Source organism: Echinicola strongylocentroti (assembly GCF_003260975.1).
Classification (GTDB): domain Bacteria; phylum Bacteroidota; class Bacteroidia; order Cytophagales; family Cyclobacteriaceae; genus Echinicola; species Echinicola strongylocentroti.
Genome location: NZ_CP030041.1, coordinates 4224487 through 4248738 on the forward strand (window position 1 = coordinate 4224487; position 24252 = coordinate 4248738).

General features: G+C 46.6%; 9 protein-coding genes. 7 read left to right on the forward strand and 2 right to left on the reverse strand.

Going from position 1 to position 24252, the window contains the following annotated elements:
- Nucleotides 1-121 precede the first annotated feature (121 nt).
- Nucleotides 122-2041, reverse strand: coding sequence for a peptide-N-glycosidase F-related protein (locus DN752_RS16405; RefSeq protein ID WP_112786586.1), 1920 nt, complete (start codon nt 2039-2041; stop codon nt 122-124).
- A 79-nt stretch (nt 2042-2120) separates the two neighbouring features.
- Entirely contained in the window at nt 2121-3548 is a 1428-nt protein-coding gene (locus tag DN752_RS16410) for a sulfatase family protein (RefSeq protein WP_245949265.1), read from the reverse strand.
- 881 nt (nt 3549-4429) lie between these two features.
- Between DN752_RS16410 and DN752_RS16415 the strand changes: the two genes are divergently transcribed.
- The 7 genes from DN752_RS16415 (at nt 4430) to DN752_RS16440 (ending at nt 24251) form a co-directional block, all read left to right on the forward strand.
- A complete protein-coding gene (locus tag DN752_RS16415; RefSeq protein ID WP_112784954.1) occupies nt 4430-6013 on the forward strand; it encodes an outer membrane protein assembly factor BamB family protein in 1584 nt (527 codons plus the stop codon).
- 207 nt (nt 6014-6220) lie between these two features.
- Nucleotides 6221-9331, forward strand: coding sequence for a glycoside hydrolase family 2 TIM barrel-domain containing protein (locus DN752_RS16420; RefSeq protein ID WP_112784955.1), 3111 nt, complete (start codon nt 6221-6223; stop codon nt 9329-9331).
- A 34-nt stretch (nt 9332-9365) separates the two neighbouring features.
- Complete coding sequence (locus DN752_RS16425; RefSeq protein WP_112784956.1) at nt 9366-10667, forward strand: DUF3472 domain-containing protein; 1302 nt, start codon at nt 9366-9368, stop codon at nt 10665-10667.
- 404 nt (nt 10668-11071) lie between these two features.
- The gene (locus tag DN752_RS16430) at nt 11072-14083 is read left to right on the forward strand and encodes a SusC/RagA family TonB-linked outer membrane protein (protein ID WP_245949267.1); all 3012 of its coding nucleotides are present in this window, start codon (nt 11072-11074) and stop codon (nt 14081-14083) included.
- A gap of 19 nt (nt 14084-14102) precedes the next feature.
- Nucleotides 14103-15068, forward strand: a complete 966-nt coding sequence (locus DN752_RS24985) for a RagB/SusD family nutrient uptake outer membrane protein (protein WP_245949269.1) — start codon at nt 14103-14105, stop codon at nt 15066-15068.
- Entirely contained in the window at nt 15068-15736 is a 669-nt protein-coding gene (locus DN752_RS24990; protein WP_245949271.1) for a RagB/SusD family nutrient uptake outer membrane protein, read from the forward strand. Before DN752_RS24985 ends, DN752_RS24990 begins: the two co-directional genes overlap by 1 nt.
- A gap of 499 nt (nt 15737-16235) precedes the next feature.
- The gene (locus DN752_RS16440) at nt 16236-24251 is read left to right on the forward strand and encodes an Ig-like domain-containing protein (RefSeq protein ID WP_112784957.1); all 8016 of its coding nucleotides are present in this window, start codon (nt 16236-16238) and stop codon (nt 24249-24251) included.
- Nucleotide 24252: the final 1 nt, after the last annotated feature.

A 24252-nucleotide genomic window follows, 5' to 3' on the forward strand; every position in this document is an offset into this window, starting at 1 on the left:
GTACATATTTTAAAAGCCCATGGATTAAAATCATAACTCTCTCAATGGACGATCCGTATTGGAAAATCTTCTTAACTAAACGGCATTGAATCCGGGTTAAACACAGGAAGCTAACTATGAACTACTCCTTCACCCTTAGCCTCTTATTGTAGATCATTTCTCCTTTGATAAAAACTTGGAAGAAATAGCGACTTTTGGGATAGCGGGTCAGGTTTAAGGTGAATTTCCCTTCTTTAAGGTCTTGGTAGATGTGTTCTTCCACTACTTCTCCGCCCGGGTCCTTTACCAGTTTTATGGTGACTTCTTCGGGGGAATTGGACAAATAATCGAAGGTGGTGAAGTCCTGTGCGCGGGTAGGGAAGACGCCTAGCGAAATTTCCTTGTCATTGATTGGCAATATGGCCTCTCCTACTTCGAAATCATAGGTGATGCCACTTCCAAAATCCGAATCGAAGCTTTTTACGATCTGCCCGTCATTGTTCAATAAGATGACCTTTCCTCTTCCTGCCTTTGTCTTGTACCAAAACTCAAGACCATCTCCTCCAGTATCGGTGAAGTGCAGGCGATAAGCTCCTTTGGAGAGGTTTAGGCTGTCTTTGTAGGTGGTGTCGGCAGCCATGGACCCCACGGTTCTTTCAAATAAAACATTGCCTTCTGCATCGGTGACCGTGTACCCATTTTCCTGGGCAGCTTTATTGGTTTCAATGTGTAGAATCAGTTGCTCGCCATGTACGGCTACCTTTTCATAAGGTGATATGGCCTTATTGTCGCCGAGGTATCCATCTTTTTTTCCGTTGGGTTTTTTGAGTTCAAATTGATAGTTCAGGCTACCCTCCTGAGGGATTTTTCCCTCTAGGGTAACCGTGTCCGATTTGCCGGGAAGCAACTCCCCTGACCAAGAGGATTTTTGTGGTTGTGGTCCGACGGTACCGTGTTCGATTTCTAGGCTTTTCAGTGGATGGCTTCCATTGTTTTTAATCACAATAGTAGGCCCGAAAGCAGCTGGGTTTTTCCTGCTGTGAACGGCTTTTTTGGAAGGGATGATAATGTCTTCAATGGAAACGTCCTGCTTTTCCTGATAAGACTTGTATTGGATCACATAGGCTGCTATCAGCTCGTTGGCGCTGGGTTTTGGAGATACATAATCTTCCATTTGGAGTTGGACGGTATGCTCAGGTGCGTTCAGGTCAAAGTCATAAATGTCTGGCTGTACCAAGTCTCCCGGGCACCAATTGGCGCGGTCAAAGATCCAGGTGCCGGCTTGTGGGTAAAGCGGGTTGCTGCCGCATTGCTTCCACATTTGTCTGCTGGCTGTCAGTTTTCCGTCCAGGTAAAAATCCCGGTACTTGTTGCAGAATTCCCCGCATCCATCTGGTCTGTCCATGCCATGTCCGGTCTGGATGACCCTAAATCTGCCCAAAGAAGCTCCCTCGTCAGTGGTGATGGTGGTGGCCTTCAAGGTCTCCTCGATGGGGTTTTCCTTGTCTCCGTAGCGATAGGAGCCTTGGTAGACTTTGGTGATGCTGACGGGCTCCATGATGGGTGGGCCTTTGATTACTTCAAAATCAACCGTGACTTTCCAACCCCGGTCTTCATTGGGCTCGTAGCCCGTGTGTTTGTACTCGACCTCCACGCTGTCCCTAAGCAAAAGACTGAAGTCGGTGACATCCACTTCCCACTCGAATTCCCAGTCTTTGCCGAAAGCTCCACCGTAAGGAGTGAGCATCCGCGCAATTTCATAATCCAGCATTTCACCGTTTTTGCCACCGGCTCTTTTGAGGGTGATGTGGTCTACATAATCCCAGTCCGCACAGCGCATGCCGTCCGGACAGCCAAAGTTGATTTTTAGGATGATTTGGCGAATGGCTTCGTCCTTATCAGGAAAAACCGCCCAGTTGGTATAGCTGTTTTCACCTTTTTTGGGATTGGTCACGACGGTGGTCTGGTCATGGCTGATGATATGGACAGTATCTTTCTCACCGGCCAAAACGTTTCCTGCAATAATAAAGGCTATTAGAAAGCTGAAAAGTGTGGTTTTCATTTGTTTTTCTATCATTTAGAAATTAATAGAGCCTCTCGTTAAGCCCGAAAGGCTTTATCAATGTACGGGTTGGTGGCTTTTATTTGCTTTGGTGTTTTAGCTCAATCATTTCTTTGTTCCATTCTTTATGGAGCTGGAGGAGTTCTTGTAGGATTTCCGGGTTTTCTTTTGCTACGTTGGTCGTCTCGGTGGAGTCGATAGCCATATTTACCAAATAAAGCTTATCGTCTTCTCCAATTTCCAGTTCTTTTTCAGAATCCCAAGGATTGCCCAATAGCTTCCAGTCACCTTTTCGCACTGCCCAAGAGTTGGTAGTGGCTTCTGGGTCTCCGGTGGCCCAGTGGAGGACGTCATGTTGGCTAGGTGCATTTTTATCCTTGATGATTGGCATCAGGCTTTTTCCGTCGATGTCACCCTTGTTGGGGATGGTGGTTTTGGTCAATTCAGCAAGCGTGGGCAGCCAGTCGATGCTGTTGGCCATTTGGTTGCGGGCTTCGTTCGCTGGAACTGCCTTTGGATACCGGATCATGGCTGGTACCCTGATGCCTCCTTCGAGCATGCAGAATTTGGCGCCATGGTAAGGGCCGTTGTTTCCTCCGCCAAAGAAAGCCCTTTCTTCTGTGCTGTGTCCATGGTCAGATTGGTAGACAATAATGGTATTGTCCAATTGGCCAGTGGCTTCCAAATGATCCAAGATCTCGCCTATCATTTCATCATAAGTACTGATAAAAGCAGCGTATTCCCTTCGCGGCGAAGGAAGGTCTTTATAATGTTCCAACCACTTTGGTTTGCCTTGGTAGGGGTAATGCGGCATGTTGATGGCCCAATAGACAAAGAAAGGGTCTTCCTTTTCTGGGGCGGTGAATTTTTTAACTTCGTCCACCATCAGGTCGCCAAAGAACTGGCCGGGATAATAGACTTCTTCATCATTTCTGTACAGGTCATGCATATTTGGCCCATCCCAAAAGAAAAAGTGTGAATAGTTATCGATGCATCCCCTTTGGTGTCCAAAGAAGTAATCGAAGCCTTGTCCATTGGGAAGTTTTTCGGGGCTGTGACCAAGGTGCCATTTGCCGATCAGTCCAGTTTCGTAGCCGTCCGCTTTGAACACTTCGGCCATGGTGATTTCCTCTGTGGGCAGACCTGATTTATACGCTGGGTCTGCATGTGGTGGGGCTACATTGCCAAAGAGCCGTGCATGTTGATTGTATTTTCCAGTGAGCAAGCTGGCCCGGGAAGGGGAGCAGACCGGAGCAGCAGCATAGAATTGGGTAAACCGAGTGCCTTCGTGGGCTATCCGGTCGAGATTTGGAGTTTCCAGGTCTTTTGATCCATAGGCATTGGTGTCAAAAGTGCCTTGGTCGTCAGCAAAAATGACAAGGATATTGGGTTTGCTTTTTTGCTCACTGCTTTGCGAGGTGTTTTGCTGATTATCGGATGTGTTTTTACATGAGACTGCGGTTATAAGCAGGCAAAAGATAGCAAGGGAAAAGTGATTCAGTTTCATGATGGGGTATAAATTGGCTATGTGCATTAGTTGTTGCTTTACGAAAGTTCTTTTATCACAGGAGTGTAGAAAGTTAATTCAAATGGTTAGATGTGATAAAATTTGTCGAAAGTTAGTTTGAGTTGATTTAAAATTATTATAAAAATAACGAAATTAAATAAAAAAATAAATTGTCCTTCGTTTTTCCCTGGTACACCGCCAGCTTGGGAAGATTATCAGTACTTATACCCAGTGCCTTCCCCAGAGGTTGCTTTAAACCCAAATTTGGAGTAGTTGAAAGTTTTCATGAATTTACTCAGGGCAAGGGCATTTAGTGTATTGAAGGGGACAGTTTTCGTGTAGGCATAGTTATCATCCGTGCCGCTGGCACTCCTTCTGGAAGTTGAGGGGGCTTAAGCTCCTGCGGATGAATCCGCAGGTTACAAAATTTATCGTGCCGCTGGCACTTTATCTCAGTTTGTACATTAGGAATCGTAGTGACCTATCTTGCCGAATGTCGGGAAAGACTGAAAGAGTAATGAGATGATTTGCAGGTCGAATAAGCCTTCGTGCCTGCCTGCGCAAGTATGACGGTTGGCTTATATAGGAAATAGAACAGGTTTTGTAGTCAACAACTGCGCATACTACTTAATCCGCCTTTGGCGGAGGATCATATAGAAGGTGCAGGTGACAACAAAAAATGATTACACACAAAAGGGTAAGTTCCGTAGGAACGGCAGATATAAATACAAATCGGGACGTTTTTTTTGAATGCGTTTGCCCGGTGAATTAACCAAAGCCCCTAAATTACCAGTAGAATTACAGGTAATTTAGGGGCTTTTTGTGTATGTTAGGTTTAAGATACGATCCTGTTTGTAGTTATTGACATTAAACCCATATTCATGAAAAAAACATTTGCTTTTATTACTGTTTTGTTGATTGGTGCAAGTTGTGCTGATAGCCCTGATAACAACATCAACTGGCCTCAGCCGTCAGGTCCCAATGGTGATTGGACAGTGTCTTCCTCTATGGAAGTGGTCGACAATTTCAGTGTTACGACAGGAGAAAATATCATTTGGAAAACCCCACTTCCCGAAGGTGGCCAAAGTGGAATAACCGTTTGGGAAGACAGAATTTTTCTCTCGGTCATGCAGCCAGTCACCGCTGTAAATGACAAGAGTGATTTGAAAGGGGCGGATATTTTGGCCCTTTGTGTGGATGCCAATGATGGTAGCGTGCTATGGGAGAGGGCGTTGGAGGGGAGTTTGGAAAGCGATTACATGTATGGGTTTTCTGACGCCAGTACCCCCGGGCCGGTGACAGACGGAGAATACGTCTGGTTTTATAATGCCAGTGGCCAATTAAGCTGCTTTGATTTTGAAGGGGATTTGGTATGGGAGAGAAGCTGGGAGCCTGTAGAGAAATTGGATGGAGTTCATTTTCCCTTCAATAAACAATTTGAGCCCATATTGAATGGAAATCTGGTCTTGAACATGGAGCCTTATTGGAAAAGGGATGGAGAGCGGGTGTATGGATGGAATTACCTGTACGCTATGGACAAAACTACCGGCGAGGTACAGTGGATTTCAGAGGATGGGCTGACTCATTATAACACGCCGTCTTTTGGAAAAACGGCCGAGGGAAAGCCTGCAGTGCTCATCGGTCGGGGAGGCCATCACAAAGTGCCGGAATCGCCAAAAGGCTACTCCCTGATCAATATGGATAATGGCAAACGTATCTGGCAATATGAAACAACCGAAGGTATGGCGCTTTACCATGCCAGCTGGGATGAAGACAGGGCTATTTGGTACACAGAAGCTGAAGGGGAACTCCATGTGTTGGATGCCAAGAATGGCGACCTGAAGAAGAAGATATCCCTGACGGATAACGTAGATGTTCGTCTGTGGGAACAAGAGCAATATGGGCTAAGGTCCAATATTGACCTGAAGGAAGAGTTGGGTATAAGTGTTTTTCCTGCGTGGTATACTAATATTGTTGTCGATGACAAACTTTTTTTTATGTGTTTCAAAGAAGGGAATTACAGGAAAAATATCGGTCCGGACTATTCCCTGGGACGTGTGGATTTACAGTCGGGTAAAGTGGAATATCTTCAGGTGCCCGTTCAGGTGGATTGGCAGGGGCAGCAACAGCACTATATTTGGGACAAGGCCCTGCGTACACAGACTACAAATAACCGGGGACTGGACGTGGCTTACGACAAAAGGTCGCAAAGGGATGGCTGGCACTGGAATTTTAATGGAAACCCAATTAGTGTTAACGGAAAGATATTTTTCACTACTATGTTGGGAGTCGTCTATTGTGTAGCTGCAGATACAGCCGATTTTGATGAAAGTGCTTTGGTAAGCGTAAATGACCTCGGCCCCAAAGGGGAGACTTGGTCAGTAAATGCACCTTCTTTTGCAAATGGAAGGTTGTATCACCGCAGTCTAAAACACTTGGTGTGTATTGGTGATTCTGCTAACTGAAAGGAGATGGTACGTGATGAATGGTGATTTGGTAAATCGTTATTTTTTCACCAAAAATATTTTCAATTTATTTCATATTACATTATAAAATATTCGTTTTATTTCTTTTTTTTGTGCTATTGTGAGTTGTCAAAAGTATGTGTAAAAAATCATAGTAAGATCACACGTTGATACGACGAAATCCTCTAGACCAAAAAAAATAGTTTTATGAAATCAATCATCACTTCGGCACTGTGCGTGATGTTCTGCGTGATGCAGGGAAATGCACAGGAGAAGAACGCCGACCCGATATTTGAAAACCCCAATGTCCAAGAAGAAAACAGGTTGCCGATGCGGGCATCCTACTTTCCATATGAAAGTAAGAGCTTGGCCAAAAAGGACGATAAGGCCTCATCCGAAAGGTTCTATGACCTAAACGGTGCTTGGAAGTTTTTGTGGGTAGATCATTATGAGAAGCTTCCGAAGGACTTTTACTCAAAAAGCTTTAATGATAGCAATTGGGATGATTTTCAAGTGCCTGCCAACTGGGAGTTTAATGGGTACGGTACGCCGATATACGTCAATCATCCATTTGAGTTTGCGGTGGATCATCCCAATCCGCCTTTTATAGAGAATGAGAAAAACCCTGCAGGTGTATATCGTCGCACGATCATCTTGCCTGATGGGTGGGAGAATGAACAGGTCTTTATTCATCTAGGAGCAGTAAAATCGGCATTTCGTCTGTATGTAAATGGGGAGTATGTAGGCATGGGCGAAGACAGTAAGTTGGAGTCTGAGTTTGAGCTTACCGATTATGTGGCTTCTGGCGAAAACCTGATCACCATAGAAGTGAGAAGATGGCACGATGGATCGTACTTGGAAGCGCAGGATTTTTGGCGGATTTCAGGAATAGAACGGGATGTATATCTTTATAGCCGCCCAAAAGTGCATTTTTATGACTTGTTCGTAAAAAGCCCGTTGGCCAACAGCTACCGGGATGGTCAGTTGAACGTGACCGTTGATCTGTGGAACCGAACAGAAGAGGAGCAAGGTGAAAACACCGTTACAGCCACGCTTTTTGACCCTGAAGGCAATGTGATATTCGAAAAACAGCAGAAGACCATTGGGCTAAAAAGAAAGCTGGGAAAGACAGTGTTGAACTTTGCTACGGAAATACCTAACGTCAAGGCTTGGTCGGCGGAGGTCCCTACCCTGTACGAGCTGGAACTGACATTGGCCAGTTCAGCGGGCGAGCCACTGGAAGTGGTTCGGCAGCATGTGGGTTTTAGAACGTATGAAATTGTCGGCAACCAGTTTTTGGTCAATGGCAAAGCGGTACTTTTCAAAGGTGTAAACCGTCACGAATCGCATCCGGAGACCCACCATGTGATCACGCGAGAACAGATGGAGACGGATGTGCGGATCATGAAGGAGCTGAATATGAATGCGGTGAGACTGTCGCATTACCCCAATGATCCTTATTGGTATGAGCTGTGTGACAAATATGGCTTTTACGTGATCGATGAGGCCAATATCGAATCCCACGGCATGTATTACAGCCCAGAGCGGTCTTTGGGCAATGCCCCAGAATGGCTCCATGCCCATATGCTGAGGATCAAAAGGATGGTGTTCCGGGATAAAAACCACCCCTCTGTCGTCGCTTGGAGCATGGGCAACGAAGCAGGGAATGGCTATAACTTTTATAAAGCTTACGAATGGATCAAGGCGTATGATCCTTCCCGTCCGGTACAGTACGAGCGTTCTACCTATGAGTGGAATACCGATATTATCGTCCCGCAATACCCGCATCCTAAATCGATGATCCGCTATGCGGAGAGCAATCCCCCAAGACCGTATATTATGAGTGAATATGCACATGCGATGGGGAACAGTATGGGGAATTTCAAGGAATATTGGGAAGTGATCAAGGAGTACCCAATGCTTCAGGGCGGATATATCTGGGATTGGGTGGACCAAGGGGTTTACTTGGAAAAGGATGGCAAAAAGATTTTTGGTTATGGAGGCGATTGGGGACCTGAAGGGACGCCTAGCGATGATAACTTCCTGATCAATGGAGTGATCATGCCGGATAGAAGATGGAACCCACATGCCTATGAAGTGAGAAGAGTGCATCAAGAGGTTTCTTTCGAATTGACGGAAAATGACCGCTTGGAGATATTTAACGAATATTTCTTTAGGGATCTTTCCAATTACACGTTTGAGGCTATTTTGTTGAAAAATGGCGAAGAGGTGAAGCGGGCCAGTATCGGGTCGTTTGCGCTGGCACCGAGGCAGCATACCACAGTGGATCTTCCTTTTGACTTGACCCGGGAAGAGAGTGCCGAATACCGTTTGCAAGTAGAAGGTAAGATCATCGAAGAAGAAGGGAGGATGGCGCCGGGTACCTTGCTGGCGGAAGAGGAATTTGCACTGACGGGACCCGTGCTGATGACCTTTGATCCCGTAAGGGCAGAGGTGGAAGTGACTGAAGAAGCAGGTAAGCTGGTCATTGGCAATAAAAACTTCAATGTTTATTTTGATACCGCTACGGGGCAGTTTCATGATTATACCGTAGGGAAGGAAATATTGATCGTGGATGGGCCTTCATTGTCCCTTTTCCGGCCACTTGTGGATAATGACTTCGGTGGCGGTCGCGGAAGTAAGCTGAACTATCAGCATGGAAAGGTGACCTCACTTAAAAATCTGGCGCATCAGACAGCAGCAGACGGTACCTATCAGGTGACCGCTACTTATGAAGTCCTCGATGGGGATGCGGCTTATACCCAAGTGTACAGTTTTGACAATGATGGTAAAATCAAAGTGGACAATGAATTTAAGGCGATTAAAGGCGATCATGATTATTTGTTGAAGGTCGGGACCGATCTGAAGCTGCCGGGAGAGCTGGGCCATTTTGAGTGGTACGGCAGAGGTCCGTGGGAAAGCTATTCCGATAGGAAGTACAGTGCCCAAGTGGGGCTGTATGAAGGCAGTGTTCAGGAGCAATACCATCCGTATGTCAGGCCTCAAGAGTCAGGCAATAAAACGGATGTGCGTTGGGCGTCCGTTAGCGAATCCCAAAAAGAAGGTGTAAAGATCTATGCGGTCGAAGACTTGCTGAATGTTAGTGCGCTGCCGTATGGTATTGACCAGCTGTATCCAGGCAAGGAAAAGCAAAATATCCATAGCGGAGAACTGGAGCCAAACGGATTTACCAATCTGCATGTGGACCTGGTCCAGACAGGAGTGGCAGGCATCAATAGCTGGGGATCCATTGCGCTGGAAGAATATAGGGTCGCCTTTGAGGATTATGCCTATAGCTACGTGATAGTACCGTTTTAATTGTAAAGAAGAAAAAATAAAATAGTAACCCAATATGAAGCGTATTAAAAGCTTATTGCCAATGATTGCCCTGGGAACACTGTTGGCGTGTGAGTCTTCAGGACTTCAGGATGTGGCCAAGGAGTTTCAGGTGACCACTGACATCCCCGTGGGAGGTAATTCATATTTGACAGCTGGTGAAGGGCTGGAAGTCACGAAAAAAGGTGTGAAAAACTGGACCTCTGAAGAAGCGGTGCTGAGCACTTACTTCAAGATGGAGGAGCCGCAGCAGGTGTTTTTGCAGCTTGTTTTGGAGGGGCGTGATACGGCTTGTGATTTTGTGGTGACTGCAGGAGGACATAGCAAGGATGTTTCGGTAGCATCTCAAGGGCGTGATACTGTTAATGTGGGGGTTTTTGACCTCGAAGCAGGTTATGTGAAGATGGATGTTCAAGGTGCTTCCAAGGAAGGTGAAGCGTTTTCATCGATTAGGTCGCTGTTGGTGAAAACGAAAGAAGATGCCTCTATTGTGTATGTGAAAGATAACGAAAGTAATCGGTTTTACTGGGGGAGGCGAGGTCCTTCCGTTCACTTGACTTATACATTGCCGGAAGATCAAGATTTCAAATGGTTCTACAATGAGATCACTGTCCCTGAAGGTGAGGATCCCAATGGGTCCTATTATATGGCCAATGGCTTTGGAGAAGGTTATTTCGGAATACAAGCCAATTCAGATGATGAGCGAAGGGTGCTGTTTTCCGTTTGGAGCCCCTTTCATACGGATAACCCTGATGAAATCCCCGAGGAGCAGCAGATCAAGCTGCTGAAAAAAGGAGACGGTGTGTATACTGGTGAATTCGGAAACGAGGGATCTGGTGGACAGAGCTACTGGAAATACAAGTGGATCACGGGAAATACCTACCGGTTCCTCAATTCAGTCGAGCCTGATGGGAAAGGTAATACCATTTATACGGCCTATTTCTATGCGCCAGAACTCGGTGAGTGGAAGTTGATTGCCCGTTTTCTAAGGCCTCAGACCGACACATGGTATAAGCGTCCACATTCTTTTTTGGAGAATTTTAATGACAGAAATGGCTATATGGGCCGAAAAGCCTTCTATCATGACCAATGGGCGATGAACGTGCAGGGAGACTGGGTAGAGCTTACCGAGGCCAAGTTTACCGGAGATGATATAGCACGACGAGGATATCGGATGGATTATGCTGGAGGGGAAGAAGAGGGTAGGTTCTTCTTGCGCAATGGCGGATTTTTCGATGCGTTTGAACCGCTGAACAGCATGCATCAGTGTCAAGAAAAAGGGCAGTCACCTGAAATAGATTTTGGACAGTTGCCATAGTAGGCGCAAATAGAAGATTTAATTGTAAGCCTGTGCACGTGTAGTGTACAGGCTTTTTGCAGCTTAATATAATTTTTTAAAAACGGTTTCGTAAGTAATTTTCTTTTGTTTTAGTTGCTTTTTTGCATAATCCTAGTTAAAAATATTGATTCGAAATTTTAATTGTTTACATTTAGGGTGTTAATGATGAGATTATCGAAATAAAACGAAGCTTATTGACGCTGATGAGCATTGGATAGTCATAACAACTACGAGTAAATAACAGCAGGATCAATGGGCTTGCCTAAGTCATTTGATCAAGAAGTAATACGAATAAAACCCAAATAATAACAACAAAGAGTGCCGTCTCGGGAAGCATGGAGACCAGACGTCAGGCACCAATTACCAACACAAAAAACAATATTATGATGAGAAAACTACTTGCCAGAATGGGGTGGGTGGCTCTAGGGAGTTTCTCCCTAGCGTTGACTGTGTCCCCAGCCAGTGCCCGTTCCTTATCGGAGGAGGTGCTGAAAGTTGACAGCTATGAGGGCAATGATGTTGCTGAAAAAGCAGAGATTGATGTTCAAGGAACCGTTAAGGATTCATCGGGAGAGCCGCTTTTGGGCGTGAGTATCTTGGTAAAAGGAACCACCAAAGGTACCATCACCGATATGGACGGATCCTTTAAGTTGACCGGCATTTCTGAGGATGCGGTGCTTCAGGTGTCTTTTATTGGTTTTAAGAGCCAAGAGGTGTCCATAGGAGGAAAGAGTCAATTGGATATCGTATTGGAAGAGGATACGCAAGGCTTGGACGAAGTAGTGGTGACAGGGTATACCACTCAAAAAAGGGAAAACCTTACAGGCTCAGTAGCTATAGTGGATGGGGATAAGTTGCAGGACATCACTTCTCCCAATGTCGGTAATATGCTACAGGGCAAGCTGGCCGGGGTAGATGTGAGTGCTTCATCTGGAGCGCCCGGAGCACTTCCCGATATTAGGATAAGGGGTAAAAACTCCATTCGGTCTTCGGTAAACCCAATTTGGGTAGTGGACGGTGTGATTTGGCATGGCACCCCAAATATCAATCCTGCTGACATCAAAAGTATTTCTGTTTTGAAAGATGCCGCATCCGCAGCACTCTATGGATCAAGAGGTGCAAATGGGGTCGTGGTAGTGACTACCAAAACCGCCCAGGGAGCCAATACGAGCTCTGTTAATGTAAGTGCAAAAACAGGGGTGGCAATGTTTAATACTGGCGGATTTGAGGTCTCCAATAGCAGGGGGATGTATGATCTATGGGGGCAGTTTCCTAATACGGACGCCATTCCAGGTTATTACACTGAAGAACTCCTGAATACCGATACTGATTGGCTGGATATCGGGACACAAGCCGGTATTGTGCAAGACTACAACCTGAGCTATACGGGGACTTCCGAAAAGACCCGGATCTTTGCTACAGGAAATTATTATAAAGAAGAAGGTTCGGTAAAAGGCTATGATTATGAGAGAATGACCGGTAGGGTGAACTTGGAATATGATATTTCACCAAAGCTTACCATCAAACCAAAACTGGCCGCTACTTATATCAAAACTGAGGACAGGGAGCATAGTATCTATGACATGTACCGTAACCTTCCTTGGGACAATCCCTATGGAGAAGATGGTGAACCAGTGAATCCTCAAGAAGGAGACGTCACCTGGTACGGAAGGGATAACAGCAATTACCTGTACGACCTTCAATGGAATTACTCTACTGGAGATACGGTCAATGTAATGGCCAATGTGGACCTTCAATACGATATTACCGAAAACTTGTCCTTTATCTCCACCAATAATATTACCTATTATGAAGGAGAGTCGTTTACCTACACCGACCCAAGGTCAAATAGTGGGCTGGCGGACAATGGGCGCTTGTACAATGCGATCGGGAAAAGAACGACGCGTTTTACCAACCAGATGTTGTCTTACAACAAGGCCATCGACGATCATACCATTAGCGCTTTGGTAGCCTATGAGTATAATGATTATGTCTATAATAGTCTGAGCGCTACAGGTAAAGGCATTGTTCCCGGAGCGTCTATTATCGGTAGTACTTCAGAACCCACGACGATAGGTGGTACTAAAAATGATTATGCATTCCAGTCTTATCTCTTCAATGCCAACTACGGCTACAAAGGCAAGTACAATGCCCAAGTATCCTTCAGGCGTGATGGGGCCTCGCGTTTCGGGGAAAATAAGAAGTACGGTAATTTCTTTGCCATTAGTGGATCGTGGAATATCAGCAGAGAGGACTTCTTCAACAGCCAAGCATTTGATTATTTAAGGCTAAAAGCATCTTACGGTGGTGTAGGAAATACACCCAACTCTCTGTATCCGCAATATGAGCTCTACTCTCTGGATGCCCAGTATAATGGAGATCCAGCAGCCATTGCTTCCACTTTGGGAAATGATGATTTGACTTGGGAAAAGACCTATGACACCAATATTGGGGTGGAATTTGGCCTTTGGAGTAGATTGACCGGTGTCTTGGAAGTATATAACAAAAGCACCAGTGGACTGCTCCATTTTGTGCCACTTCCTGATGTGTCAGGATATACAGGGTATTTTGACAATATCGGTGGTGTAAGAAACAGAGGAATCGAATTCTCCTTGGGAGCAGATGTGCTCAGCAATGCTTCCGGTTTCAACTGGCACTTGGATTTTAATATTGGTAAAAATGACAATGAGATCACCGAGCTGTATGGAGGAAAGAGCCAGATTTCAGGAAATACCATTATTGAGGAAGGTGAAAACATCGATACTTGGTACATGAGAAAGTGGGCCGGTGTGAATCCAGAAGATGGCACGCCGCAATGGGAGCAGGTAGACCCAGCTACTGGGGAGACTGTGGTCACAGGGGCTTATTCTGCGGCTACGCTACAAAAAGTAGGTACTTCCACTCCGGATTTCTTCGGTGGACTTAGCTCTAGCATGGAATACAAAGGGGTGTATCTAAATGCTACCTTTGCCTATTCTGAAGGAGCGATGGTGTACCAAGCTGCCCGAGAGCTTTTTGACAGTGATGGGGCATATCCCACTTATAATTTCATGAGCCTGCAGGACGGCTGGTCCAGATGGTCTCCGGACAATCCAAATGCAACGCACCCACAGCCTATTTATGGAGGGAACAACAACGCCCACAAACCCTCTTCCCGTTATTTGGAAGATGCCAGTTATCTGAGAATGCGAAATGTGACCTTAGGGTATACCATTCCTGGACGCATCACTGATGCATGGAAAATCGGTAGCCTCAGCGCTTATTTGTCAGCTGATAACTTGATCACGATCACTGATTATTCAGGGTTGGATCCTGAAGCAGCTGTGAATGGGGATGGGTTTTCTCCTTATCCACTGCCCAAAAGGCTGACCTTCGGTGTGAATCTTTCTTTCTGATTTAAAAAGTTACGAAATTATGAAATACCTAAATAGAAAATATTGGATTGGGCTGGCTATGCTGACCTTGTCCGCTTGTGATATAGATAGGAGTCCCTACGACTCCATTACCTCCGATGACTTGGCCAATTCCGAAACCAGTGCCCAATCAGTGACACTAGGGAATTATAGCCGGATGAAAGATTGGAGTGACAATTGGCACCGTCTTTTCGAGTACCCTTCGGATAATGTGGCGCTTAGTGGCACGACGACAGACCCATTGTTTTTTACCTATAATTATCAGCGGATCCCCAATGGTTATCGGGTGGAGGGCTTTTGGAGAAGCTCTTACCAGATTATTGTGGGGACCAATAAGGTGATCGAAGCGGTAGAAGAAGGAGGCACTGATGCCGATGATCAGTTGTTGGCAGAGAACTACTACATCCGTGCGCTGATGCATTATCAGTTGGTGAATATCCTTGGACGTCCTTATGCGCAAGGTAGGGACAATGAAGGGGTGCCGTTAAAACTGGATGGTGATCCTGAGAATATCCCGGTGAGATCCACTGTAGGTGAAGTCTATGATCAAGTAGAAGCTGACTTGTTGCGCGCTGCTTCCCTTTTTACAGAGGATAAATCCAACGTGTATGCCAGCCAAGAAGCAGCATGGGCATTGCTTTCAAGACTTTACCTGTACATGGAAGATAATTCCAAAGCCATTGAATATGCTGATAAGGTGATAGAATCAGGGAAGTTCAGCTTGGTGGATACCGACCGGTTGGCGGATTATACCAAAATGGCTCCAGAGTCTAATTCTGAAACTATTTTCGCCATCAAATTTATCCCTGATGCCGATTATGCCAGCAACGGCTGGTACACGGTGGGCTCACTGTATGCCAATATCCAAGGTACTGGCTGGGGGAGATGTACGCTTCCAGGAGGTACTTGGAAATGGTCAGGGAATATCCAGAAGATCAGCGGTATAATTCTATCAAACCTGTGGTAGTGGATGAGAGCATTACTTGGGCGTTGTATGTGGATGATAGCTATTCTTACAAATGGAAAGAAGTGACGGCATCGGGGGATGATTATGTGTATACAGAAGATGGGCAACAAAAAACGCTTCAAAAAGAAAGCGATGGACACGGCGGATACCATTATTTCATTCAGACCGAGGAAGGGAGTAAGCGCGTCTTGATCGATAATAAGCTGGATGTCAGAAACGGGTTCCCTAAATACTATGTGTTGAAGTGTTCTGGGCAAGAAGACCAAGTGCATTTGTGGTCTCCTGTAATCTCCAGATTGGCAGAGATGTACCTAAACAGGGCCGAAGCCAATGCCAAATTAGGAAATGATGTTTTGGCATTGGAGGATGTGAATATGATCCGGTCCAGAGCAGGTATTCCAGATATTGGCTTGCATACGATGGCAAACCTGGGAGACAAGTCTGTATTGGACGTGGTGTTGGAAGAGCGCCAGTTGGAGCTGGCCTATGAAGGACACAGAAAGGTGGATGTCTTCAGAAACGGCAGAACGATGAATAGGGAATACCCTGGCACTCACTTATCCGGGAATAGTCCAATCTATACTATTCCAGCCAATGATAATGCAGTGGTGGAGTACCTCCCAGAAGGGCAATTGCTCATTCATGAAGGATTGACGCAGAATCCTTGATATACTAGCTACTTAGTAATAATACAAAAAAAAGCCACTCGCAACTGCGAGTGGCTTTTTTTGTGCTCACCTGTTTCAGTGTTTTTTTTTAGGGCTTTTGGATGAGAGATGGTAGGCTTGATTTTTTGCCCAGTATGACAAGAAATAGGTGAATCATGGCAAATTTTTGTCATGGCATGTCATATAAATATATTTAATAATAATTGATTTTTTTGTGTTTAACTTTGATGAGTGTGTTAGGGGATGTACACCTTTTATGTGTGTTTTACTGTTTTAAAAAACTGTTTTTGTGACGATTTTTAATGTAAAATAATGTTTTATGGAGTTTCATGGAATAATATCGTCATTTTAAAAACACAGTAAAGTGTATTTGAATAATCATATATAAAATTGGTAAAATATACATTGTTGGTTGAGCGGAAAGGCGTAGAGCAAAGTGCTCTCCTAATCATGAATATAGAAACATAGGACCTTTACAATTATTAAATGAGTTTAATTTATGGCATCTATTTTTACCAAACCAATAACGTGTAGGGACGTTTCGGTTTTACTACTCTTACTTCTGTTTTCCTATCAAACTTCGTATGGACAGGGGACAAAGGAGCTGGCGGATGAGGTGACTTTTTCAAGTCCCAACGTGCCGGCTGGGCTCCTTGATTTCCCGCCTTATGATAAGGAAACAGTAGAGACTCCCCAAAATGCAACGGTGGATGATGAGGCCTTTGCTCGTCTTTTGGCCAGCCCAGGACTTATTGCTGGCCTAGGAGCCTATCATGGAGAGCTGGAATTAAAATATCCATCGATCTTGCCTGCCAATACCACAACGTATATTAGAGTGGACGGAAGCAATGGGCTTTTCAATTTGTTGCTAGGAGGTAGCCTCGGTGAGCTTTTAGGAGATGTGTTAAGTCTGGTAGCACTGGGTGAGCAGGAGTTCACTGTCATTGCGCGTAATGGCAGTGATGAAGTGTATTCCAGAAGCACTACTCAGGGGTTCGACACAGATCGTGCGCGAGTGGTCACTGGAGCTGATGGCAACTTCTATATTGCCATTACCCCAGATGGAGAATATGATCGGGTGTTTATAGAAAATGGTTCATTGTCATTACTTGGTTTAGGTGATGAGGTGAACCTTGATGTATATAACGCTTTTAATTATGAGTCTGCCAGCATTTGTGGCAATCCCATCGGGACTTCATATGATGTCAGTGGGGTAAACCTCGACCTGTTAAACCTGGGCGGCTCTGCAGCGGATAACCTGCATTACGCCATTGATGGTGACGAAAGTACCTATACGTCCCTCAGTCCGGGTGTGTTGAGTGTTGCGGGGGTATTGGAGCAGCATTTTTACTTTGATGGATTGGGCAAAGATACCGATGAAGTAATGGTGACATTCAGCGCCGACCCGGATGTGTTGGATGTTAATTTACTTGGGAATATTGAGCTGGTAGCCTACAATGGTGATACAGAGGTGGGGCGTCAGGATTTGGAAAATTTAGGTAGCGACTTGTTGGGCATTGCACAGTTGGACCTGCTGGGGTTATTGGCAGATGGGGAGGCCGTTACCTTTACGATGACGCCAGGGGCTGCTTTTGACCGATTTGAAATAGAGGTCAGCACCTTGCTGGATCTGGGGACTTCTCAGAGTTTAAGAGTGCACGAAGTAAGCCGTACCCCGGGGCGCCCAGTGATCGATGGCGTGGACGATGAGCAAAATATGTTGGTCTGTGCCGGTGAAGAGGTGACGCTGAATGCGACAGTGGCCAGCGGAGACCAAGTAAAATGGTACGATGCCCCTATTGGTGGCAATTTACTGCATACTGGTGCGAGCTTTAATATTGGCGAAGTAGGCGGTAAGTCTACCTATTATGCGTCGACTGTACGGCCAGGCTGTGCGGAAGAATCCATTCGTGTACCCGCTACAGTAGATATCAATAAGAATCCATTGATTTCATTAAACGGTTCTGCGGTTTATAACATCGCCGTAGGCGAATCCTTTATCCTTCCCGGCGCGACAGCGACCAATGAGGATGGATCTGATGTAGCCGTTACGTGGGCCGCCTTGGATGGGGCGCCATTTACCGCTCCGAACATTGCCGGACAATTTACCCAAGGCGGCAGGTATGTATATCGCGTATCCGCGACCGGTGCGGAATGCACCAATTTTGTGGATGTGGTAGTGAACGTATTTGACCCTGACGGATGTCCTCCTGTTTACAATAGGAGGTACGCTACGAGTGCAGAGGATTTTACCACCAGTAGCCTGCTGGGCTTACAGCTAGGCTCGGTGACCAATACCGAGTCGGCTGCGGGAAATGACATGCAGGATTACTCCGAGCTATTGGAGACAGTGGGCACTAGTCTGCTGGGACTGACAGGAGAGACCTCCCAAACTGTTCGCTGGAATACCATGGTGCCTGCTGGTACGCCGGTTTCCATCAAGCTGGGAAGGGAATATGGTGCAGCCGGAGTGGCCGGAGGAATTTATGTCCAGGCGGTCGATGGTGACCCGGTGAACGGAGATGAGCTTTTGGGCATTCGCCAAGTCGCTGATGCCAACCTTGTATCTGCTGTAAATGGCATCAATGAATTTGTCTATACATTTATTCCTGTGGACGCCAATGGCGTTCCGGTGCCTTATAATGCCGTAAAAATCTCCTTGGCCTCCTTGCTAAATGCTGTTCAGCAGGTGAGGGTGTATGGGGCCTATTATCATGAAACCAGCACTACTCTGGAGAGTTGCACTTTTGGAGCGCTGGACTATTTGACGGGATTTGAAGCTATTATTGGTGGGTTGGATGTGGCCAGTGGCTTGACTTCTGTGACTGATCCAGGTTTAGCTTTTGACAATGATGAAAGCACTTATGCGGTGATGAACAATGCCGTCGGTGCCAATGTCAGCACCAAGTTGGATGTAACCTTTGCTGCTCCGGCGATCGCAGGCGACTCCGTATTTATAAAAGTTGGTGGAGCGACAGGATTGTTGGATTTGACCTTGTTGGAAGGATATACCATTCAGCGATACCTGGGCAATCAGGAAGTGGGTGAGCCTTTGGATGTGGGATCAAGTCTTCTTGAACTGCGCTTGCTGGAAGGAGGTGCCGAACAGGCATTGACATTTATCAACGACACGCCTTTTGACAGGATTAAGATCCTGACAGGTGGAGTGGTAGAGGCCATCGATAACCTTCGTGTATATGAAATAAAACTCATCCCGCTTAGTGAGTTGGATGGGGAGCAGCACGATGATGCCACAGGTACGGATTATATGGAGATTTGTCCAGGAGATATCATCGAATTACCGGATGCCAGTTGTGACCAAATCAAATTCTTTACTGACGAGACCGGAGATACAGAAATTACGACAGACGAAATAGCCGCTTGGGCACCAGGTACCGTACAGACCGTCTATTTGCAAGTGGTACGATTTGGCTGTGAAGATGGCATTGACAGAAGGCCGATAGAAATCCGAGTGAAAGAATCTTCAGGTGATCTTTTAGAGAATATCTTGGTCAATGGCATAGATGCAGGTGCATTTTGTCCTTCTTCTGGCCCTGTTACCTTGGAAGCTGGCCTGATTTCAGGTGCACCATCCGGTGTGGCTTATCAGTGGTTTGTTGACAATGCCGGTACCCCTGAGCCACTTTCTGGAGAGACCAATGCCACTTTAGAACTGTCAGGTCTTACTGCTGGAGAGCATACTTATTATTTATCACTTTCGGCGGATGGTTTCTGTACACCAGCTCCTATTCCGGTAGATTTTACCATCAATAGAAATGCTACAGAGGACGACATCCATATCGACGACCTCACACAATGTGTAGGTGTGCCAGCGATGCTGTCCCCCTCCAGCGATATTGCCAACCCTGTCTTTACGTGGTATTACGACGCTGCCAAAACCACCCCTATCACAGATGGGGACACGGATGGCGGTGTGTCTTACGCCATTAATGCTGATGGTGAGCTGACTATCACAGGAATAGCGGACGGTTCTAGCGAAGTAGTTTATGTGACTGTTACGGGTGATGAGGTTTGTGAAAATATAGAAGGCAAGGAAGTGACCGTTACCGTATCCGATGACCTTCCTGCGCCTACGTTTACCACGGCGGATGTGAGGCTGTGTGGAACAGGACAAGACGCCGTATTTGAGGTGACCAACTCGGCAGGAGGGTTTACTTATACAGTATATGACGCTGAGACTGGAGGTACGGAAGTAACTGCAGGAGTGAGTATCGCAGATAATATCATTACCATTAGCAATGTGACTGCTGATGCGTCCTATTGGGTGGCTGTAAATGGTGCAGGAGGCTGTATCGGTACCGTCAGAAGTGAGATCAGTGTTGCTGTTCTTCCGATTGCCAATGAAGCTGACCTGGAAGTGATCGGTGCCCCGATTTGTGAAGGGGAAACAACCACTTTGTCAGCATCAAGTGCTACGGTGACCAATCCGATTTTTAGATGGTACAGTGATGCTGACCTGACCAATTTGATTTTTGAAGGCTTTGACTACGAAGTTTCGCCTTCTTCGACTACCACTTATTATGTGACCGTCCAGGGAGATGGCATTTGCGAAAACCTTCCTGGAACAGCCGATGCGGCTACCTTGACGGTAAATGAAGTACCGGATGTACCGGGTGTTTCCGGTGATGTAAGGATTTCGGAAGGCTTCGGTACGATGCTCAGTGCATCAGTAGGAGATACTACTCCGGCGGATGTACAAATCGTTTGGTACGATGAAACAGGAAATGAATTGGCCACTGGGGCCTCATACAACACAGGACCTTTGAACCAAGGAACCTATACCTACTATGCGCAAGCCCGCAATACCGTTTCCGGCTGTACATCAGCGGGCAGAGGAGAAGTGACCGTCACCGTAGGGCCTCCCAATCCAATTGAAGATTGTACGATAGCCAATGCTCAGACCAATGGTACCGATCCAGTATGTGTGCTTTGCTCGGTAGAAGATCCCGATAATGCGGTGGACGGTAACCTCAACACCTTTGCTAGGTTTGTAGCACCAGCTTCTGTGTCCGGTGGTGTTTGGCAAGAGCTTAAATTTCCATCCAATGGCACTGCAGGCGATACCATCACCGTGACCATTGGCAGTGGAGGATCATTGATCGATCTTGACTTGCTGAGCGGGTTGCAGTTTGAAACATATAACGGGCTTACGTCCAATAGTGACGGTGGAGCAGTGGATGATAATACCATTGATTTAAGACTTTTGGATGGTCAAGATGACAAGGCGGAGATCGTGTTTGTGGCTGGAGGTGATTTTGACCGTGTCCGTATTAGCTATATGCCACTGGCTGGTGTCCTGAGCAGTGGATGGAGAGTATATCAGGCGCAGATCAATTATACCTTACCCACCGCCATCAGTACTGGCGTCGAAGTATGCGCTGGAGACATGGCCACATTGTCTGCTACAGCAAGCGATGGGACCACCTTGAGATGGTATGATGCAGCTACTGGCGGCACCATGCTCGCAGAGGGGAGTTCCTTCACTACCGGGGCGTTGATGACCCCGGGGACAGTTACCTACTATTTGGCTGTAGTGAAAGGCACATGTGAAGATCCCGACAGGACCCCTGTGGAGGTGGCGGTGAAACCAAGCCCTACAGCTGCAGATATAGCAGTATCAGGAAATGAGAATCCTGTTTGTGCTGACGTGCCCGTGGTATTGACGCCTTCAGTGGCCGCTGGCAGCACACTAGTGACTGGTGCGGGTGCCTTTAGCTGGTACTTGGATGCTGCCCGCACTATGCCTATCAGTGATGGTGATGTGGATGGAGGCATTAGCTATGCTATTGACGCCAATGGTGTGCTGACCATTACGGGCCTAAGTGGCGCCGATAGTCCTTACCGTTATTACGTAAGCGTAGTGGGAGATAATGGATGTGAAAATGCCCCCGATAGGCTTAAAGAAGTACCTGTTGAAATCAACCGCAACGCAACTGATGCTGATATTGGGCTAGCTGATGAAATCACCCAATGCGTGGGCTCTCCTGTGACATTGACGCCAAGTACCGGTATAGCAGACCCTGTATTCAGTTGGTATTTGGATGAAGCCAAGACGGTGCCGATAAATGATGGTGACACCGATGGAAGCGTGACCTATAGCATAGCTCCTAGTGGAGCCTTGACGATCGAAGGCATTGCCGCGAACAGCAGTAAGATGTTTTATGTCTCCGTAAGTGGAAGGGACGTTTGTGAGAATATTACCGGAAAAGGGGTCAATGTAAGCACCTCCAATACACTCGACAAGCCAGTCCTCAACATGGCTGACATGGTGGTGTGCGGGACAGGCAATGACGCGACCTTTGAAGTGACCAATTCCGCTGGTGGATTGACATATAAACTATTTGATGCAGAAACGGGTGGAAATGAAGTAACGGATGGAGTGACTATCGCCAATAATATCATCACCCTAGAGAGTGTCAATGCGGATGCTACTTACTGGGTAGAGGTCGCCGGTACTTCAGGGTGTGTGGGCGCTAGCCGGACACGAGTTACACTGACAGTCAATCAAACTGGCTCTGCTGCTGATATAGAAGCCGCTGGAGGAGCAATCTGTTCGGGGGGTAGCTTTACACTTTCTGCGAGTAGCACCATCAGCAATGCTACTTTCAGATGGTACACAGATGCCGCGCTTACCAACCAGGTTACAGAAAGGGACGTCTCTCCAACGAACACCACAACTTACTATGTCACTGTGGAAGGGGATAATGTGTGCGAAAACCTACCAGGTGAGTCAAAAGCTGTAACGGTAACGGTCAATAGAATCGGTACTTCTTCTGATATACAGGCTACTGGTGCTACTATTTGTGCAGGAGGAAGCCATATGTTAAGTGCTTCCAGTACTATTGAAAATGCCGTATTTAATTGGTATGCAGACCAAGAACTTACAGAGAAAATTGCTAGCTCAGAGGTCAGCCCAGCTGAAACGACCACTTACTACGTGACGGTGACCGGAGATGGGGTTTGTGAAAATCGGCCGGGTACTGCCAAGGCAGTAACGGTGATGGTAAATAGAAATGCAACACCAGACGATATAGATGCCGATGGTGGGGCAGTTTGTCCAGGGGAGAGCATTACCCTAAGTGCAAGCAGTAATGTAGCTAACTCTGTATTTACCTGGTATACCGACGCCGCGTTGACGACAGTGCTTACAGATGTGGAGGTAATGCCTACAGCGACCACTACCTATTATGTGACCGTCAGCGGTGATGGTGTATGCGAGAATGTCTCCGGTAATGCCAAGGAAGTCACCGTGTCTGTAAATTCGGTGCCTGCACCTACCGCGGACAGTGAAGTACAATCCTTCTGCGGTGCCGGCGGAGGGACTATAGCTGACCTACAGGTGAATGAAGCAAGTATTGTTTGGTATGACGCCGCCACTGGCGGAAACCAATTGGATCCATCTGAAACACTCGTGGAAGGAATGACTTATTATGCCGCTCGGGTGGATGTCAATACGGGTTGTGAAAGTGTCGATAGGCTGGCCATCATGGTAGCAGATTGTGCCCACTTGGAAGTAACTAAAACAGCAGAGCTACCAACGGTTGTGGTCGGTCAAATGTTTGATTACACCATCGCCATTACGAACTCCGGTGTAGTACCGGCCCAAAATGTGGTGGTGACCGATGAGGTACCTGTTGAGCTGCAAGTTTTGGAAGCTTCTCATGATGGCGCCGTTTCAGGCAACAATGTCACTTGGACAATTGCTGAAATTGGAGCGGGTGAGACCTTGGAGTTGACACTTGGCGTGATGGCACTGACCGAAAGCCAAGGAGTGGTGAACAGTGTCACCGCGGACAGTGATAATGCGGATCCAGATGATGACGACTCTGATCCTACCACCATCCTAAGCGATGATATAGACTTGGCGATGAACAAGACAGTGTCCGCACCAGTGATAGAGATCGGCCAGGAATTTACTTATATCCTGACAGTGACCAATCAAACAGCAACACCGGCACTGAACGTGACCGTGACGGATTACATGCCGGCTCAAGTGAGGTATTTAGGTTCCAATGCTCCGGCGGATATTGTCGAAAACTACGATGCTACTTCTGGAGAATTGACCTTCACTATCCCTGAAATACCAGGTGAGACAGTAGTAGAAATCACCCTTCGTGTAGAGGCGCAGGATAGGGGCTTGGTGACTAACTCCGCAGCAGTGGAGACTGCTGATCAGGTGGATCGATTCGAGGGTGATAATACCGCTACTATTAATCACGATCAGCTGGAAGTCACCATACCTAATGTGTTCTCTCCAAATGGTGACGGTATCAATGACACTTGGGAGATCGAAGGGCTGACAGAACTGTATCCTGAAAATGAAATCATCGTGGTCAACCGATGGGGCGGGGAAGTGTTCAAGACTTCCAATTACCAAAATGATTGGGATGGCGGCTCCTTGGATGAAGGCACCTACTATTACAGGGTGATCATCAGGGACGGAGATACAGGAAGAGAAACCGAGTTTACTGGATACGTAACCATTTTAAGATAAA